12 protein-coding genes and 2 tRNA genes are annotated in these 15,643 nt (G+C 66.5%); 11 read left to right on the top strand and 3 right to left on the bottom strand.

Translation table 11 applies throughout. The features are described 5' to 3' along the window. Positions 1-143: 143 nt before the first annotated feature. From CFB50_RS08260 to CFB50_RS08225, 8 genes are all read left to right on the top strand, one after another. Positions 144-1,133 (top strand): aliphatic sulfonate ABC transporter substrate-binding protein, encoded by a 990-nt coding sequence (locus CFB50_RS08260; RefSeq protein ID WP_089445514.1) that lies wholly within the window; start codon positions 144-146, stop codon positions 1,131-1,133. Positions 1,134-1,247: 114 nt separating this feature from the next. Further along, a tRNA-Leu gene (locus tag CFB50_RS08255) sits at positions 1,248-1,334 on the top strand. 368 nt (positions 1,335-1,702) lie between these two features. Then, a tRNA-Leu gene (locus tag CFB50_RS08250) sits at positions 1,703-1,789 on the top strand. A gap of 371 nt (positions 1,790-2,160) precedes the next feature. After that, positions 2,161-3,408: an ROK family protein gene (locus tag CFB50_RS08245; RefSeq protein ID WP_069249285.1), complete on the top strand. Its 1,248-nt coding sequence runs from the start codon at positions 2,161-2,163 to the stop codon at positions 3,406-3,408. Next, positions 3,395-4,948: a sugar ABC transporter ATP-binding protein gene (locus CFB50_RS08240; RefSeq protein WP_089445513.1), complete on the top strand. Its 1,554-nt coding sequence runs from the start codon at positions 3,395-3,397 to the stop codon at positions 4,946-4,948. The genes CFB50_RS08245 and CFB50_RS08240 overlap by 14 nt, the downstream gene beginning before the upstream one ends. Positions 4,949-4,990: 42 nt before the next feature. Beyond that, entirely contained in the window at positions 4,991-6,028 is a 1,038-nt protein-coding gene (locus CFB50_RS08235; RefSeq protein ID WP_089445512.1) for an ABC transporter permease subunit, read from the top strand. Positions 6,029-6,110: 82 nt separating this feature from the next. After that, positions 6,111-7,055 carry an ABC transporter substrate-binding protein gene (locus CFB50_RS08230; protein WP_089445511.1) on the top strand — a complete coding sequence of 315 codons (945 nt, stop codon included), beginning with the start codon at positions 6,111-6,113 and terminating at the stop codon, positions 7,053-7,055. 128 nt (positions 7,056-7,183) lie between these two features. Beyond that, a complete protein-coding gene (locus CFB50_RS08225; protein ID WP_089446066.1) occupies positions 7,184-8,119 on the top strand; it encodes a carbohydrate kinase family protein in 936 nt (311 codons plus the stop codon). A gap of 22 nt (positions 8,120-8,141) precedes the next feature. Here CFB50_RS08225 and CFB50_RS08220 read toward each other — a convergent pair whose 3' ends face one another. The 3 genes from CFB50_RS08220 to CFB50_RS08210 all read right to left on the bottom strand — a co-directional run bounded on the left by CFB50_RS08220 (position 8,142) and on the right by CFB50_RS08210 (position 11,185). After that, positions 8,142-9,872: a SulP family inorganic anion transporter gene (locus tag CFB50_RS08220; RefSeq protein ID WP_089445510.1), complete on the bottom strand. Its 1,731-nt coding sequence runs from the start codon at positions 9,870-9,872 to the stop codon at positions 8,142-8,144. Positions 9,873-9,879: 7 nt separating this feature from the next. Continuing rightward, complete coding sequence (locus CFB50_RS08215; RefSeq protein ID WP_089445509.1) at positions 9,880-10,506, bottom strand: ParB-like protein; 627 nt, start codon at positions 10,504-10,506, stop codon at positions 9,880-9,882. Positions 10,507-10,642: 136 nt separating this feature from the next. Then, a complete protein-coding gene (locus CFB50_RS08210) occupies positions 10,643-11,185 on the bottom strand; it encodes a GNAT family N-acetyltransferase (RefSeq protein WP_089445508.1) in 543 nt (180 codons plus the stop codon). A gap of 281 nt (positions 11,186-11,466) precedes the next feature. Here CFB50_RS08210 and CFB50_RS08205 point away from each other — a divergent pair, with 281 nt between their 5' ends. The 3 genes from CFB50_RS08205 (at position 11,467) to CFB50_RS08195 (ending at position 15,635) form a co-directional block, all read left to right on the top strand. Continuing rightward, positions 11,467-12,687, top strand: a complete 1,221-nt coding sequence (locus CFB50_RS08205; protein WP_089445507.1) for an MFS transporter — start codon at positions 11,467-11,469, stop codon at positions 12,685-12,687. Positions 12,688-12,902: 215 nt separating this feature from the next. Further along, positions 12,903-13,724, top strand: coding sequence for a TetR/AcrR family transcriptional regulator (locus CFB50_RS08200; protein ID WP_089445506.1), 822 nt, complete (start codon positions 12,903-12,905; stop codon positions 13,722-13,724). A gap of 156 nt (positions 13,725-13,880) precedes the next feature. Beyond that, a complete protein-coding gene (locus CFB50_RS08195; RefSeq protein ID WP_089445505.1) occupies positions 13,881-15,635 on the top strand; it encodes an AMP-binding protein in 1,755 nt (584 codons plus the stop codon). The last annotated feature ends 8 nt before the right edge of the window (positions 15,636-15,643 follow it).

The following is a 15,643-nucleotide window of genomic DNA, read 5'->3' as shown; positions in this document are numbered from 1 at the left end:
AAGCAGGAGACATCGATCGGGCGCCCTCGCCTTCTCTTATGCCTGCCAGCCGGATCGATAGCAGAATTTATCGGTTATCGTCCGCCCGCCTCGTTGGTACGTTAGCCGGCTCGCTTCGATGCAACGAACCAGGAGCACGATCCATGACGTCGATGAACCGCCGCGCATTTACGCGCGTGTTGCTGGCCGCAGGTCTCACTGTCGCCGGCGTCCGAACGCAAGCCGAGAACGCACCCGATGGGTTGCGTATCGGCTACCAGAAATCATCGACGCTCATCACGCTGCTCAAGACGCGCGGCACCCTTGAACGGGCACTCGCGCCGTTCGGCTTGCGCTTGTCGTGGCATGAATTCGCGAGCGGATTGCCGCTGACCGAAGCGCTCAACGTTGGCGCCGTCGATTTCAGTGCCGACGTGGCCGACACGGTTCCGGCGTTCGCGCAGGCCGCGCATGCACGTTTCGTGTACGTCGCGCAGGAAGCGCCTTCGCCGAAGGCACAGGCGATCGTCGTCAAGCAGGACGGCGCACTGCGCACGCTCGCCGATCTCAGGGGCAAGCGCATTGCGGTCACGAAGGCAGCCGGCAGCCATTACCTGCTGCTTGCCGCGCTCGCACGCGCGAAGCTCGGGCCCGCCGATGCGACGATCCACTACCTGACGCCCGCGGACGGCCGCGCGGCGTTCGAGCGCGGCAGCGTGGACGCGTGGATCACGTGGGATCCCTATGTCGCGTCGGTCGACCAGAATCCCGACGTGCGGATTCTGGCCGACGGCAACGGACTCGCGTCGTACCAGCGCTACTACCTCGCATCCAGCAGTTTCGCCGCCGCGCGGCCCGACGTCGTCCAGATCCTGTTCGACCAGTTGTCGCAGGCGGGCACATGGCTGCGCGACCACCCGCAGGAGGCTGCGAACACCCTCGCGCCGATCTGGGGGCTCGACGCGACGACGATCGAGCGCGCGAACGCGCGGCGTAGTTATCTCGTCCGTGCGGTGGCGCCGCAAAATTTCGGCGAGCAGCAGCAGATCGCCGACACGTTCCTGGCCGCCGGACTGCTGCCCGCCCGCGTCGATACGAGCCAGGCGCAGCGCTGGAATTTCGCTGCGAAACGGGCGGAACCGGTTGGTGTGTGAGTGGGCGTTCAGCGAAGGGCGATAATTTTCATCGTCGTCGATGAAATGGTGTTGACAGCCCCTTCGAACACGCTATAATTGCGTTCTTTCGCGATGCAGCAACAAGCGAAACGTGCCCAGGTGGCGGAATTGGTAGACGCACTAGGTTCAGGTCCTAGCGGTGGCAACATCGTGGAGGTTCGAGTCCTCTCCTGGGCACCATCTGTATTTAAAAAGGTCGGCTTCTAGCCGGCCTTTTTTCATTTCCAGCACCGGAAGCAAAGCACCTGCTCGCTTCGCGCGAGATCTCGAATGGCTGCGCTTGCAAGCGTGATCGAGCACCCCCTGCTGACCACCATCCGCTTTCTACTTTTTCATTTCCCGCATCCGGAAATGATGCGCTCACGCTCCCGGTCGGCATCCCAAGTTTTTCGACGATACACGTCGACCGCCGCAGTGTTTGCTCGCACTGCCCGACGCCTCGAACACGCCCGCCCAATTATTTTCGTTCGCGACCTCAAATTGTGTTGACAGCCCCTTCGAACACGCTATAATTGCGTTCTTTCGCGATGCAGCAACAAGCGAAACGTGCCCAGGTGGCGGAATTGGTAGACGCACTAGGTTCAGGTCCTAGCGGTGGCAACATCGTGGAGGTTCGAGTCCTCTCCTGGGCACCATCTGTATTTAAAAAGGTCGGCTTCTAGCCGGCCTTTTTTCATTTCCGGCCCAGGAAACATACCTCCCTCCTCATCCCCGACAGCAACCCAGTCGCTTCGGTTTGCGCGCCCCAGCGCCGGCGAGCCGTAACGGCATGCGGCAAATCCGGCGACGAGCCATTACCCGGTTAGGACCGCCTCACAAACCACCCCGAGCCCAATTTTCTCGATCTCCACGATCCATCCCCGATTCCGCACGCCCGCACCGCCATCCCTGCCCCCACCCAAAACCGGGATTTCCCTAGGCTGACATGACGTCGCTCACGCGGTTAAATAAATCAACGTGATTTATTTAATGCGCCACCGAACGGCGCACCATGGAAGGAGACACCATGAGAAGCCCGCACTTCGGCCAGGGAAGCAACTCGGCCAACGTGCGCCGTTACAACGAGCGCCTGCTGCTGAAGACGCTGCGTCGCGCGGGCAGCGCGTCGAAGGCAGACCTCGCCCGCCTTGCGAGCATGACGGGAACGGCGGTCGGCAGCATCATCGCGTCACTCGCCGACGCGAAGCTGATCGAATTCGCGGGCCGCACCGAAGGCCAGCGTGGCCAGCCAGCCTCGCTGATCCGCCTCGATCCGCGCGGCGCGTTCGGCATCGGCGTCCATCTCGACCGCATGCGCATCGAAACCGCACTCGTCAACTTCGCGGGCGACGTGCTCGGCCGTCGCTCGCACGACACGCTGCTGCCGCCGCCTGCCGACGTGCTCGAGATCGTCCGCCACGACATCGATGCGATGCAGGCCCTGCTTCCCGACCACGACCGAGCGCGCCTGACCGGCATCGGCGTCGCGCAGCCGTACAACCTCGGCGCATGGATGCGCGAACTCGGCCTCGCACCCGACACGTTCCGCGCGTGGGAAGACGTCGACTTCGCGGCCGACCTCGGTCGCACGTTGTCGCTTCCGGTGTTCGGCGAAAACGACGGCAACGCCGCCGCGATCGCCGAGCTGTTCTACGGATACGGCCGGCAGTGCGACGACTTCGTCTACCTGTTCATCGGGCCGGCCATCGGCGGCGGCATCGCGATCGATGGCGACTGCCTGCGCGGCGTGACCGGCAATGCGGGCGACATCGCCGTGATTCCCGTGCCACCGAGCCGGCTGGCTTCCGCGCCGCCGCCGCGCGGCCCGTGGGACATCCTGCTCGCGCGCGCTTCGTTGCATGCGCTGGTGCGCCATCTGCGCCATCACGGCGAAACGGTCGACAACCGGGCCGATCTCGAAGCGTGCATCGCCCGCGGCCTGCCCGCCGTCGACGAATGGATCGACGATTGCGTCGACGCGCTGGCGCCGGCATTGCGCGCGGTGCTGTGCGTGGTCGACGCGCCGGTGGTCGTGCTCGACGCCGATACCGACGCGGGCCTGCTCGACGCGGTCACAACCCGCCTGCGCGCGGCGCTCGTGGCCACCGCGCCCGAGGCGCGCGGCACGCCGGTGCTCGTACGCGGCACGTTCGGTGCCGACGCCGGTGCGATCGGTGCCGCCACGCTGCCGATGTTCTTCAACTTCTCCCCGCGGGCCGGCATCCTCAAGGGCGCCCGCACCGACTCGCAGGAGGTCAACCATGTCGCGATCTGAGTCGCCCCGCCCGTTGCTCGAGATGCGCGGGATCAGCAAGACGTTCCCGGCCGTGCGCGCGCTCGACAACGTCAGCCTGACCGTCTATCCCGGCGAGATCCATTCGCTGATGGGCGAAAACGGCGCCGGCAAATCGACGCTGATGAAGATCCTGTCGGGCGCATACCGCGCCGATGCCGGCGGCGAGATCCTGATCGACGGCGCACGCATCGACATCGACGGTCCGCTTGCCGCACGCGATGCGGGCGTCGCAGTGATCTACCAGGAGCTGTGCCTGTCGCCGAACCTGAGCGTCGCGGAAAACATCTACATCGGCCGCGAACTGCGGCGCGGCAACCGGCGCTGGGGCACGATCGACCGCGCGGCGATGGCGCGCGGCTGCGAGGACGTGCTCGCGCGCCTGGGTGCATCGTTCGGGCCCGACACGCTCGTCGGCACGCTGTCGATCGCGGAGCAGCAGCTCGTCGAGATCGCACGCGCCGTGCACACGCGCGCGCGCATCCTCGTGATGGACGAGCCGACCACGCCGCTGTCGTCGCGCGAAACCGAGCACCTGTTCCGCCTGATCCGCCAGTTGCGCGAGGAAGGTCTCGCGATCATCTACATCAGCCACCGGATGGCGGAAATCTACGAGCTGTCCGACCGCGTGTCGGTGCTGCGCGACGGCGCGTACGTCGGCACGCTCGAACGCGCATCGCTGTCGGCCGAGCGCCTCGTCGCGATGATGGTCGGCCGCGACATCTCCGGTTTCTACAAGAAGGAACACGCACCATACGACCCCGGCCACCTGCTGCTGTCGGTCCGCGACATCGCCGACGGCGCGCGCGTGCGCGGCTGCAGCCTCGACCTGCATGCCGGCGAAGTGCTCGGCATCGCGGGGCTCGTCGGCGCAGGCCGCACCGAACTCGCGCGGCTGATCTTCGGCGCCGAACCGCGCGTGCGCGGCGACGTGAAGGTGGGCGAGCGCACGTTCGGCGCGCACTCGCCGCGCGACGCAATCGATGCGGGCCTCGTCTACCTGACCGAAGACCGCAAGCGCCAGGGCCTGTTCCTCGACATGAGCGTGCGCGACAACATCAACATCTCGGTCTGCAACCGCGATGCGCGGCTCGGTGCGCTCGACCTCGCGCGCGGCGCCGAACGCGCGAAGGACGCCATTGCGTCGCTGTCGATCCGCGTGCCGAACGCGAACGTCAACGTCGGCGCGCTGTCCGGCGGCAACCAGCAGAAAGTGCTGCTGTCGCGCCTGCTCGAGACGAAGCCGCGCGTGCTGATCCTCGATGAACCGACGCGCGGCGTCGACATCGGCGCGAAATCCGAGATCTACCGGATCATCAACGAACTGGCCCGGGCCGGCGTGGGTGTCATCGTGATCTCGAGCGAACTGCCGGAAATCATCGGTGTCGCCGACCGTGTGCTCGTGATGCGCGAAGGCGAGATCGCCGGCGAACTCGGCGGCTACACGCCTACGCCCATCACGCAGGAAGCCATCATCGCGCTCGCCACCGGCTCGCAAGCCGAACGCGTCGACGCGCACTGAGCCTCGCCTTCTTCATCTCCTTCTTACATTCAGGTTACCGAAATGATCAACCCGACCAAGCAGCGGAACCTCGCTTCCGCGACGGCCCAGCCGGTGGCCACCCGTACGCCGCTGTTGCGCGGCGCCGATCAACGCGCCCGCATGCAGTCGCTGATCCGCACCGCCGGCATGCTGCCGGTGCTGCTGGTGCTGTGCATCGGCTTCGGCTTTCTGACCGACGGTTTCTTCACGCTGCAGAACCTGTCGATCGTCACGCAGCAGGCGTCGATCAACATCGTGCTCGCCGCCGGCATGACCTTCGTGATCCTGACGGGCGGCATCGACCTGTCGGTGGGCTCGGTGCTTGCCGCCGCGGCCGTCGCGGCGCTGCTCGCATCGACCATCCCGGGCTGGGGCTGGCTCGGCGTGTCGTTCGCGCTCCTCGTCGGCCTCGTGTTCGGCGCGATCAACGGCGGGCTGATCTCGTTCCTGCGCCTGCCCCCGTTCATCGTCACGCTCGGCGCGATGACCGCCGTGCGCGGCGTCGCGCGGCTGATCGGCAACGACACGACCGTGTTCAATCCGCAACTGCCGTTCGCGTTCATCGGCAACGGCACGATCCTCGGCGTGCCGTGGCTCGTCGTGATCGCATGCGCGGTGATCGCGATCTCGTGGTTCATCCTGCGCCGCACGGTGCTCGGGATGCGCATCTATTCGGTCGGCGGCAATCCGGAAGCCGCCCGCCTGTCGGGCATCAACGTGCGGGCGATCCAGCTGTTCGTGTATGCGGCGTCGGGGCTGCTCGCCGGCCTCGGCGCGGTGATGTCGGCCGCGCGGCTCTATGCGGCCAACGGCCTGCAGCTCGGCCAGTCGTACGAACTCGACGCGATCGCCGCGGTGATCCTCGGCGGCACGAGCTTCGTCGGCGGCGTCGGCTCGATCGTCGGCACGCTGATCGGTGCGCTGATCATCGCGGTGCTGACCAACGGGCTCGTGCTGCTCGGCGTGTCCGACATCTGGCAGTACATCATCAAGGGGCTCGTGATCATCGGCGCCGTCGCGCTCGACCGCTACCGCCAGCGCGATTCGGCCCGTACCTGAGCCCTTGCCCGTCCATTCAACCTGGCGGCGCAGGCCGATCCCTGCGCCCGCCCGCCAAGCAACTTCACGGAGACACCACGACATGTTCAAGCACAAAGCCGCCCTGACCGCCGTCGCCTGCACACTCGCCTTCGGCGCTTCCGCCGTGCACGCGGCCGACAAGCCGCTCAAATCGATCGGCGTCACGGTCGGGTCGCTCGGCAACCCGTACTTCGTCACGATCGTCAAGGGCGCCGAGGCGCGCGCCAAGCAGCTCAACCCGAATGCGAAAGTCACGGCCGTGTCGGCCGACTACGACCTGAACAAGCAGTTCACGCAGATCGACAACTTCATCTCCGCGCACGTCGACATGATCCTGCTCAACGCAACCGATCCGAAGGCGATCGAGCCGGCGGTGAAGAAAGCGCAGGCAGCCGGCATCACGGTCGTCGCGGTCGACGTCGCGGCGGCCGGCGCGAACGCGACCGTGCAGACCAACAACGTGAAGGCCGGCGAGCTGGCTTGCGACTACATCGCGAAGAAACTCAACGGCAAGGGCAACGTGATCATCGAGAACGGCCCGCAGGTGTCGGCCGTGATCGATCGCGTCAACGGCTGCAAGACCGTGCTCGCGAAAAGCGCCGGCATCAAGGTGCTGTCGAGCGACCAGGACGGCAAGGGCTCGCGTGAAGGCGGGATGAATGCGATGCAGGGCTACCTGACGCGCTTTCCGAAGCTCGACGCGGTGTTCACGATCAACGACCCGCAGGCGATCGGCAGCGATCTCGCCGCGAAACAGCTGAACCGCCCGAACATCGTGATCACGTCGGTCGACGGTGCGCCCGATATCGAGGTCGCGCTCAAGTCGAATACGCTCGTGCAGGCGTCGTCGAGCCAGGACCCTTGGGCGATGGCGCAGCAGGCCGTCAACGTCGGCTACGGCATCATGAATGGCCAGAAACCGGCCAATCCGATGATCCTGATCGAGCCGACGCTCATCACGCGCGACAACGTGAAGAGCTACAAGGGCTGGAGCGCCCCGCGCTGATCGCGCCCCCCCGTCCGCACGACCGGGCAGTGCCGGGCCGCGTCGCAGCGTGCGACGGCCCGCACTGCGCGCCGTTTCAGATCAATCGCTGCATCGCCGCGCACCCCGCCGCGGCACAAGGTTTCGACATGACGACGACGTTTCCCCGCCTGATCGTATTCGGCGAAGCATTGACCGATTTCATCCGCGACGACGCACAGCACTGGCATAGCGTCGCCGGCGGCTCATGCTGGAACGTCGCGCGCGTCGGTGCGCGACTCGGCGTGCCGACGGCCTTCGCCGGCACGGTCAGCCGCGACACCTTCGGTGACGAGCTGATGCGCAAGAGCGCCGACGCGGGGCTCGACCTGCGCTTCATCCGGCAGGTCGATCGCGCGCCGCTGCTCGCGATGGTCGTGTCGAAGCAGCCGCCCCACTACTTCTTCATCGGCGAGAACAGCGCCGATCTCGCGTTCGATCCGGCGGACCTGCCCGCCGGCGCACTCGACGCCGCCGAGATCGTGCACGTCGGTTCGCTCGGCGTCGTGCGCGAGCCGCTCGCGTCGCGCCTGATCGACGTGGCGCAGGCTGCGCGGGCGGCCGGCAAGCGGATCTCGTTCGACCCGAACTTCCGCGCACCGATGGCCGCGCCGTCGTATCGCGACACGCTGCGCCGGCTGGCCGGGCTCGCCGACTGGATCAAGGTATCCGACGAGGACCTGCGCGGGCTGTTTCCCGAACTCGATGAAGCCGCCGCACTCGCGCAACTGCGCACGTGGGCACCGGACGCCGCGATGCTCGTCACGCGCGGCGCATCCGGCATGCAGCTCCTGCATCGCGACATCGTGCTGTTCCAGCCCGCGTTCCCGACCGACGTGGCCGACACCGTCGGCTGCGGCGATGCGAGCATCGGCGGCTGGCTCGCGAGCCAGCTCGCGCGTCCGGATGCATCAGCCGCCGAACATCTGCGCTACGCAGCCGCGTGCGCGGCGGTCGCCTGTGCGCATGCAGGCGCCTATGCACCGACGGCGGCCGAAGTGACCGCCATGATCGATCGCTCCGCCGACGCCGTGGTTTCGCCATAGCGCGCGCCGGCGCGCCGCCTCGTCACGCGGCGGTCGTGCCGTCGCTGCCGTCCGGCGGCATCCGTGCCTGCAGCAATTGCAGGCTCTCGTCGACGCTCAGTTCGGACATCTCATCGTCGTGCAGCGTATCGTCGGCCGCGCGGCGCAACGCGTGCAGCGCGTGCACCTTGAGCCGCACGATCGCGAGCCGCAACCCGCGCGCCGTGCATTCGGCCGCGAACGTGCGCAACGACTCGATCGTCGTGCTGTCGACATCCGGCGTTTCCTCGAGGCTCAGCATCACGGTATGCGCGTCCGGCGCGGCCTTCATCAGCGCACGCACGCGGTTCAGCATCCGGTCCGCATTCGCGAAGAACAGTTGCGCCTCGGGCCGCACGATCAGCACGCCCGGCACCGGCTTCGCATCGGCATGGCTCGCCACGTCGACGAAATCGTGACTGTCGCGCAGCCTGCCGAGCACGCTGACGTTCGGCTCGGACAGCTTGCGCAGCGTCAGCAGCAGGCTCACGCCGATGGCCGCGAGCAACCCGTGCAGCACGCCGAGCACGAGCACCGCGAGCAGCGCGGCGATCACGACGAGCCGGTCGCGATGCCAGGCCCAGTACGGCCGGAATACCGACGGATGCAGCGAGTGGCTGACCGCGAAGATCACGATCGCCGCGAGCACGGGCTCCGGCGTGCGCGCGAGCTGCGGCAGCAGCAGCCAGACGATCAGCGCGACCACGCCCGCCGCCCACAGGCCGGCAAAGCGCGACTGCGCGCCGGCCGCTTCGTTCGCCGAGGTCGCCGAATAGCCGGCGCCGACCGGCATCCCGTGCAGCAGGCCCGACACGAGGTTCGCGCAGCCGAGCGCGACGAGGTCGCGGTTCGGCGACACGCTGTCGCCATGCTTCAGCGCGAAGTTGCGGATCGACCCGTACGATTCCGCGTACAGGATCAGCATCAGCGCGAACGCAAGCTCGATGGTCTGCATCCACGCGTTGCGGTCGAGGGCCGGCAGGCCGAACTCGATATGCTTGAAATCGATATGGCCGACGATCGCGATCCCGTATCGCTGCCAGTCGATCGCATAGCCGACTGCGATCGACAGCACGATCACGACGAGCGTCGCGGGCACGCGTGAGCTCCGCCCGAGCGCGAACAGCAACGCCAGTGCGATCGCACCGAGTACGAGGCTCGCGAGATTCGCATGCGGCGCGCCGGTGATCAGGTCGAGCGCGACATGCGGCGCATCGCTGTGCTGCACGGAAATCGCGAGTATCTTCGGCAACTGCTTGATGACGATCGTCAGCGCGAGGCCGAACGTGAAGCCGCGCAACACCGGCCGTGCGACGAAGTCCGACATGCCGCCGAGCCGCGCGGCACCGGCCAGGATGAACAGCACGCCGGTCATCGCGACGAGTGCCGCCGCGAGCGCGAGCTGCGCGGCAAGCGCCATCCCCGACTCCGCGAGCACGGTCGCCGCGAGCACGGCGGCCGACGACGACGTCGACGACACGATCGCGAAGCGGCTGCTGCCGGTGAGCGCATAGACGACGAGCCCCGACAGCAACGCGATGAGACCGGCCTGCGGCGGCAGGTTCGCCAGCCCCGCGTACGCGACCGCCTCGGGGATCAGCAGCCCCGCGATCGACAGGCCGGCCAACGCATCGAGGCCGATGCGTCGCGTGGGTGGCGGCGAGGCCGTGTCGAGCGCGGCGAAATGGTCGGCATGCTGCGGGCCGGCATCGGGGCGGATCGGGGCGGTCGTCATGAGGCGGTCAGGGCTTGACGGCGATGACGCCCGACCAGCCGGGCAGATAGCGTGCATCCTGCTCATGCGCGCGATGCAGTGCGATGTCGAGCGCCTTCGCGAAGTTCTTGCGGATCTGGTCGAGCGACACGTGCTGGCGCAGGTAGTCGGCCCACAGGAATTCGCTGAACGGCGTCGCATCCTTCGCATAGCCGCCCGCCGTACGCAGCTCGCCGGCAAGGCTGCGGTACGGATCGTCCACGAGCCCCGTCAGCGCCTTCGGCAGATTCGCGTAGTCGCGGCGCGTGCCGTCCGCACCGAACGGATGCACCCACTGGTTGTGTTCCATCATCCGCCAGAAGATCGTGTCGTCGAGCCATGACAGGTCCTTCAGCAGCATCGCGTTCACACGTGCCTCGCCTTCCTCGATCAGCGCGAGGCCGAGGTGGTGGTGATCGGTGATGTAGTGCAGCCCGTCGGGGCCGAGCACCGCCGGGAACCAGTGCGAATCGATCGCGGCCTTGCGCGCGCGCTTGCTGAGCGCCTTCCAGTGCTTGCGCTTCGCCTTGACTTCGCGATAGCCGACCGTCATCTGCGTGGGACGCAGTTCTTCAAGCTTGACGGGAATCAGGTGAACATCGTTGCCGAGAGCCATGGTCGTACCCCATGTTGCGAAATTCCGGCAACGATACTCCTGATCGCGCGAGCCGTTAATACGTCATGACCTCGATACGCGTCCGGTTGACGATCTCTGACAACCGCCCGACGCCCCGCCCTCGCACGGCGCCGCGCTACGCGCGCAGATCGTTGCGCTCGAGACGATGTCGAATGTAAGGAATGCCATCGTGCACGACGCTCACGCGACGCATCCCGAGCTTGCGCGCGACATTCAGCGAGCCGCTGTTGGCCTCGGCGATATCGGCGATCACGCGCGGCAGGCGCACGGTATCGAACGCGTGACGCACGACGGCTGCCGCGGCTTCGCTCGCGATGCCGCGCCCCCATGTCGCACGCACCAGCCGCCAGCCGATCTCGACGTCGTGCGCGCCGTCCACGTAGTCGGGAATCAGCAGGATCCAGCCGATGAATGCATCGGGCGCGGCCTTCTCGAAGATCGACCAGTAGCCGAGGCCCGGCGGATAGTTACACGTGATCCGGTGCGTGACGAAGCGCCGATGCTCGACGGGATCGTGCCACGGGCCCGCGATGTGCCGCGTGACCTCGGGATCGCGATCCATCGCGAGGCACGCGTCGAGATCGGCCAGCACTCGCGGACGCAGCCACAGCCGGGCAGTCTCGAGCACGGGCAGCGTGGCGGCGGAACGTTCGGTCATCGGGACTCCTGATTCGGTGACGATGCGCATCGGGCGCATTACAAAACAGATACAAACAGCCTTCCGGAATGATACAGATGCCTGTCGCCGGTTTCGTGCGACGGCATTGCCGTTTCCGAAACAGTTCATTTCCTAGGGATTATTCCCGATTCGACGTTATCGCGCCCCACATCGTCCGACGCCGCGGCCTACACTCGATCAATGCCCCCGCACCGCGCGCAAGCCGGGCCGGCATCCGCATGCACAACGTAAGCGCGCAAGCCAACGAGGAGACCTCGGACATGAGCTGGACCCGCGAACAACGCAACGTCACGATCGCCGCCTACCTCGGCTGGACACTCGATGCGTTCGATTTCTTCCTGATGGTCTTCGTGCTGAAGGACATCGCCGCCGAATTCGGGTCGACGATTCCTGCCGTCGCGTTCGCGCTCACCCTGACGCTCGCGATGCGCCCGCTCGGCGCACTGATCTTCGGCCGGCTCGCCGATCGCTTCGGGCGCCGCCCGACGCTGATGGTCAACATCGCCTGCTACTCGCTGCTCGAACTCGCATCGGGTTTCGCGCCGAGCCTGACCGCGCTGCTCGTGCTGCGCGCGTTGTTCGGCGTCGCGATGGGCGGCGAATGGGGTGTCGGCTCCGCACTGACGATGGAAACCGTGCCGACCCATGCGCGCGGCTTCGTGTCGGGACTGCTGCAGGCCGGCTATCCGAGCGGCTACCTGCTCGCGTCCGTCGTGTTCGGCCTGTTCTACCAGTACATCGGCTGGCGCGGAATGTTCATGGTCGGCGTGCTGCCCGCGCTGCTCGTGCTGTACGTGCGCTCGCACGTGCCCGAATCGCCGGCATGGAAGCAGATGGAAAAGCGCCCGCGCCCGAGCCTTGGCACCACGCTGAAGCAGAACTGGAAACTCACGATCTACGCGATCGTGCTGATGACCGCATTCAACTTCTTCTCGCACGGCACGCAGGATCTCTATCCGACGTTCCTGCGCGAACAGCATCACTTCGATCCGCATACCGTGTCGTGGATCACGATCGTGCTGAACATCGGCGCCATCGTCGGCGGCCTGTCGTTCGGCGCGATCTCGGAACGGATCGGCCGCCGTCGCGCCATCTTCATCGCTGCGTTGATCGCCCTGCCCGTGCTGCCGCTGTGGGCGTTCTCGAGCGGCCCGGTTGCCCTCGCCGCAGGGGCGTTCCTGATGCAGATCTCGGTGCAGGGTGCGTGGGGCGTGATCCCGGTTCACCTGAACGAGATCTCGCCCGACGAGATCCGCGCGACCTTCCCCGGCGTCGTCTACCAGCTCGGCAACCTGCTCGCGTCGGGCAACGCGACGATGCAGGCCTCGCTCGCCGTTTCGAACAACAACAATTACAGCTTCGCGCTCGCGCTCGTGGCCGGCATCGTTGCCGTCGTGATCGCCGTGCTGATCCAGTTCAGCCGCGAGCGGCGCGGCATCGACATGACGCAATCGGTCAATACGCGTAGCACGGTCACCTGAACCCGTGCATTGCCGCACCGCATCATCGCGCATGCCCCGTCCTGTCGAGGGCACGCGCGATACTTTCCGCATTCGCACATCGAACTAGAGGAATTTGTCCAGATTCCCCGCTTGCCCGCACGGTCCGCGATTTTTTATCTTAATAAAAACGACTGTTTGAATCAGACAAACAAATCACCAGTTCGCGGCCGGGCGACCGGCATGGGAGGCGGGACATGGCAGTAAGTCAGGAGGGGCGGCCATCCGCGGGACGGCCGTCCGGGGCACGGTCATCCGGCACGCGGCAGACCGGCGGGACGAAGGCGCGCATCCTCGATGCGGCCGAGGACCTGTTCATCGAGCATGGCTTCGAGGCGATGTCGATGCGGCAGATCACCTCGCGCGCGGCGGTCAACCTCGCCGCGGTCAACTACCACTTCGGCAGCAAGGAAGCGCTGATCCACGCGATGCTGTCGCGCCGGCTCGACCAGCTCAACCAGGAGCGCCTCGGCATCCTCGACCGCTTCGATGCACAACTCGGCACGCACATCACCTGCGAGCACGTGCTCGGCGCGATGTTCATTCCCGCGCTGAAGGCCTCGCGCAATCCCGAACGCGGCGGGCCCGGCTTCCTGCGCCTGATCGGCCGTGCGTACACCGATCCGTCGCCGTTCGTGCGCAACTTCCTGACCGCGCACTATGCGAGCGTCGCCGGCCGCTTCTTCGACGCGTTCCAGCGCGCGTTGCCGCACCTGCCGCGCACGGAGCTCGGCTGGCGGCTGCACTTCGCGATCGGCGCGCTGTCCGGCGCGCTCGCGGGCGCCGAAACGGAAAGCCTGATCGACGAGTTCTCGCAAGGCCGCACGATGAACGACGTGCAGATGATCGCGCGACTGTCGTCGCTGATCGTCGCCGCGCTGAAAGCGCCGATGCCCGACAGCGCGCAACTGTCGATCTTCGCGGCCGTGCTCGACGATGCGGGAGCCAGCGAAGCGTTCGGGCTGCCGCAGTCGGGTGCGCGCCCCGTCGATGCGGCGACGCTGCATTCCACGAACTGAGCGCGCGAGGCCACGCGCGGCGTCCTGTTCACGATTTGATTGAAACGCACGGTCGTGCGGGGCGTCGAGGCGCCCCATCGATCGACCGTGCGGCACGGGGCACGGGCCGGCGCCGAAGCGCCCACCCTCGCCGAGAGCAAAGACCGGAGACTCGTCATGTCATCTTCCGCAGCAACCGCAGCGGCCCAGGTTCCGCCGAACACCGACGGCATCTGGTACGCGTCATACCCGCCCGGCGTCCCGCACGACATCGACGTCACGCAATACGCGTCGCTCGTGCAGTTCTTCGACGAATGCACGAGCCGCTTCGCCGAGCGCGTCGCCTACGTGAGCGCAGGTGCATCGATGACCTATCGCACGCTCGCGCAGAAGGTCGACGCGTTCGCGTCGTACCTGCAAAGCATCGGCATCAAGCCCGGCGACCGCGTCGCGATCATGCTGCCGAACACGTTCCAGTATCCGGTCGCGCTGTTCGGCACGCTGAAGGCCGGCGCGATCGTCGTCAACGTCAATCCGCTCTACACCGTGCGCGAACTCGCACACCAGCTGAAGGACAGCGGCGCGCAAACGATCGTCGTGTTCGAGAACTTCGCGCGCACGCTGCAGGACGCGCTGCCGGAAACGCAGGTGAAGAACATCGTCGTCACCGCGCTCGGCGACCTGCTCGCCGACGGCTTCAATGCGAAAGGACGCCTGATCAATTTCGTGCTGAAGCACGTGAAGAAGCTCGTGCCGGCCTACCACCTGCCGCAGGCCATCCGGTTGCGCTCCGCCCTCGCGCTCGGTGCGCGCGGCAAGCCGCAGCCGGTGCCGATCACGCGCGACGACCTCGCGTTCCTGCAATACACGGGCGGCACGACCGGCGTCGCGAAAGGCGCGATGCTCACGCACGGCAACCTGATCGCGAACCTGCTGCAGGCGAAGGCCTGGATCGCCGACCAGGTCTCGGGCGACGTCGAAACCGTGCTCACGCCGTTGCCGCTGTATCACATCTATTCGCTGACGGTGAACGCCTTCATCTTCATGGGGCTCGGCGGGCGCAACATCCTGATCGCGAACCCGCGCGACATGACGATGGTGATGAAGATCATTCGCAACGAGACGTTCACCGGGATCACCGGCATCAATACGCTGTACAACGCGTTCCTCGACAACGAGGAATTCCGCAAGCGCGATTTCTCGAAGCTGAAGCTCGCGATGGCCGGCGGGATGGCGATGCAGCGCGCGGTCGCCGAGCGCTTCCAGCAGGTGACGGGCCGGCCGGTCGTCGAAGGCTACGGCCTGACCGAGTGCTCGCCGATCGTCACGATGAACCCCGTGGACCTGAACGACATGGCCGCGTTCAGCGGTTCGATCGGCCTGCCCGCGCCGTCCACCCTCGTGCGCTTTCGCCGCGAGGACGGCACCTGGGCGCCCGTCGGCGAACCGGGCGAGCTGTGCGTGCGTGGCCCGCAGGTGATGCGCGGCTACTGGCAGCGCCCCGACGAGACGGCCAAGGTGATCGACGCCGACGGCTGGCTCGGCACCGGCGACATCGGCGTGATGGACGAACGCGGCTTCATCCGCCTGATCGACCGCAAGAAGGACATGATCCTCGTGTCGGGCTTCAACGTGTATCCGAACGAGATCGAGGAAGTGCTGGTGATGCATCCGGGCATCAGCGAGGCCGCGGCGATCGGCATTCCTGACGAGGTACAAGGTGAACGGATCAAGGTGTTCGTCGTGCGCCGCGACCCGTCGCTGACAGTCGACGACGTGCTCGCGCACTGCCGCAAGAACCTGACCGGCTACAAGATGCCGAAATTCGTCGAGTTCCGCGACGCGCTGCCGCAGACGAACGTCGGCAAGATCCTGCGCCGTGCGTTGCGCGACGAGGAACTCGCCAAAATCAAGGCCGCGAAGCAAGGCTGAACGATCCA

The sequence above is a fragment of the Burkholderia sp. AU33423 genome (assembly GCF_002223135.1).
GTDB classification, from domain to species: Bacteria; Pseudomonadota; Gammaproteobacteria; order Burkholderiales; family Burkholderiaceae; genus Burkholderia; species Burkholderia lata_D.
The sequence above is the reverse complement of the archived record's forward strand: the minus strand, read 5'-3'. Positions and strand labels throughout refer to the sequence as shown.

Coding starts and splice junctions, on each gene's coding strand:
- CFB50_RS08205 (WP_089445507.1), top strand. CDS start 11,467: ATGAGCTGGACCCGCGAACAACGCAACGTCACGATCGCCGCCTACCTC.
- CFB50_RS08195 (WP_089445505.1), top strand. CDS start 13,881: ATGTCATCTTCCGCAGCAACCGCAGCGGCCCAGGTTCCGCCGAACACC.
- CFB50_RS08235 (WP_089445512.1), top strand. CDS start 4,991: ATGATCAACCCGACCAAGCAGCGGAACCTCGCTTCCGCGACGGCCCAG.
- CFB50_RS08225 (WP_089446066.1), top strand. CDS start 7,184: ATGACGACGACGTTTCCCCGCCTGATCGTATTCGGCGAAGCATTGACC.
- CFB50_RS08210 (WP_089445508.1), bottom strand. CDS start 11,185: ATGACCGAACGTTCCGCCGCCACGCTGCCCGTGCTCGAGACTGCCCGG.
- CFB50_RS08230 (WP_089445511.1), top strand. CDS start 6,111: ATGTTCAAGCACAAAGCCGCCCTGACCGCCGTCGCCTGCACACTCGCC.
- CFB50_RS08240 (WP_089445513.1), top strand. CDS start 3,395: ATGTCGCGATCTGAGTCGCCCCGCCCGTTGCTCGAGATGCGCGGGATC.
- CFB50_RS08260 (WP_089445514.1), top strand. CDS start 144: ATGACGTCGATGAACCGCCGCGCATTTACGCGCGTGTTGCTGGCCGCA.
- CFB50_RS08245 (WP_069249285.1), top strand. CDS start 2,161: ATGAGAAGCCCGCACTTCGGCCAGGGAAGCAACTCGGCCAACGTGCGC.
- CFB50_RS08200 (WP_089445506.1), top strand. CDS start 12,903: ATGGCAGTAAGTCAGGAGGGGCGGCCATCCGCGGGACGGCCGTCCGGG.
- CFB50_RS08215 (WP_089445509.1), bottom strand. CDS start 10,506: ATGGCTCTCGGCAACGATGTTCACCTGATTCCCGTCAAGCTTGAAGAA.
- CFB50_RS08220 (WP_089445510.1), bottom strand. CDS start 9,872: ATGACGACCGCCCCGATCCGCCCCGATGCCGGCCCGCAGCATGCCGAC.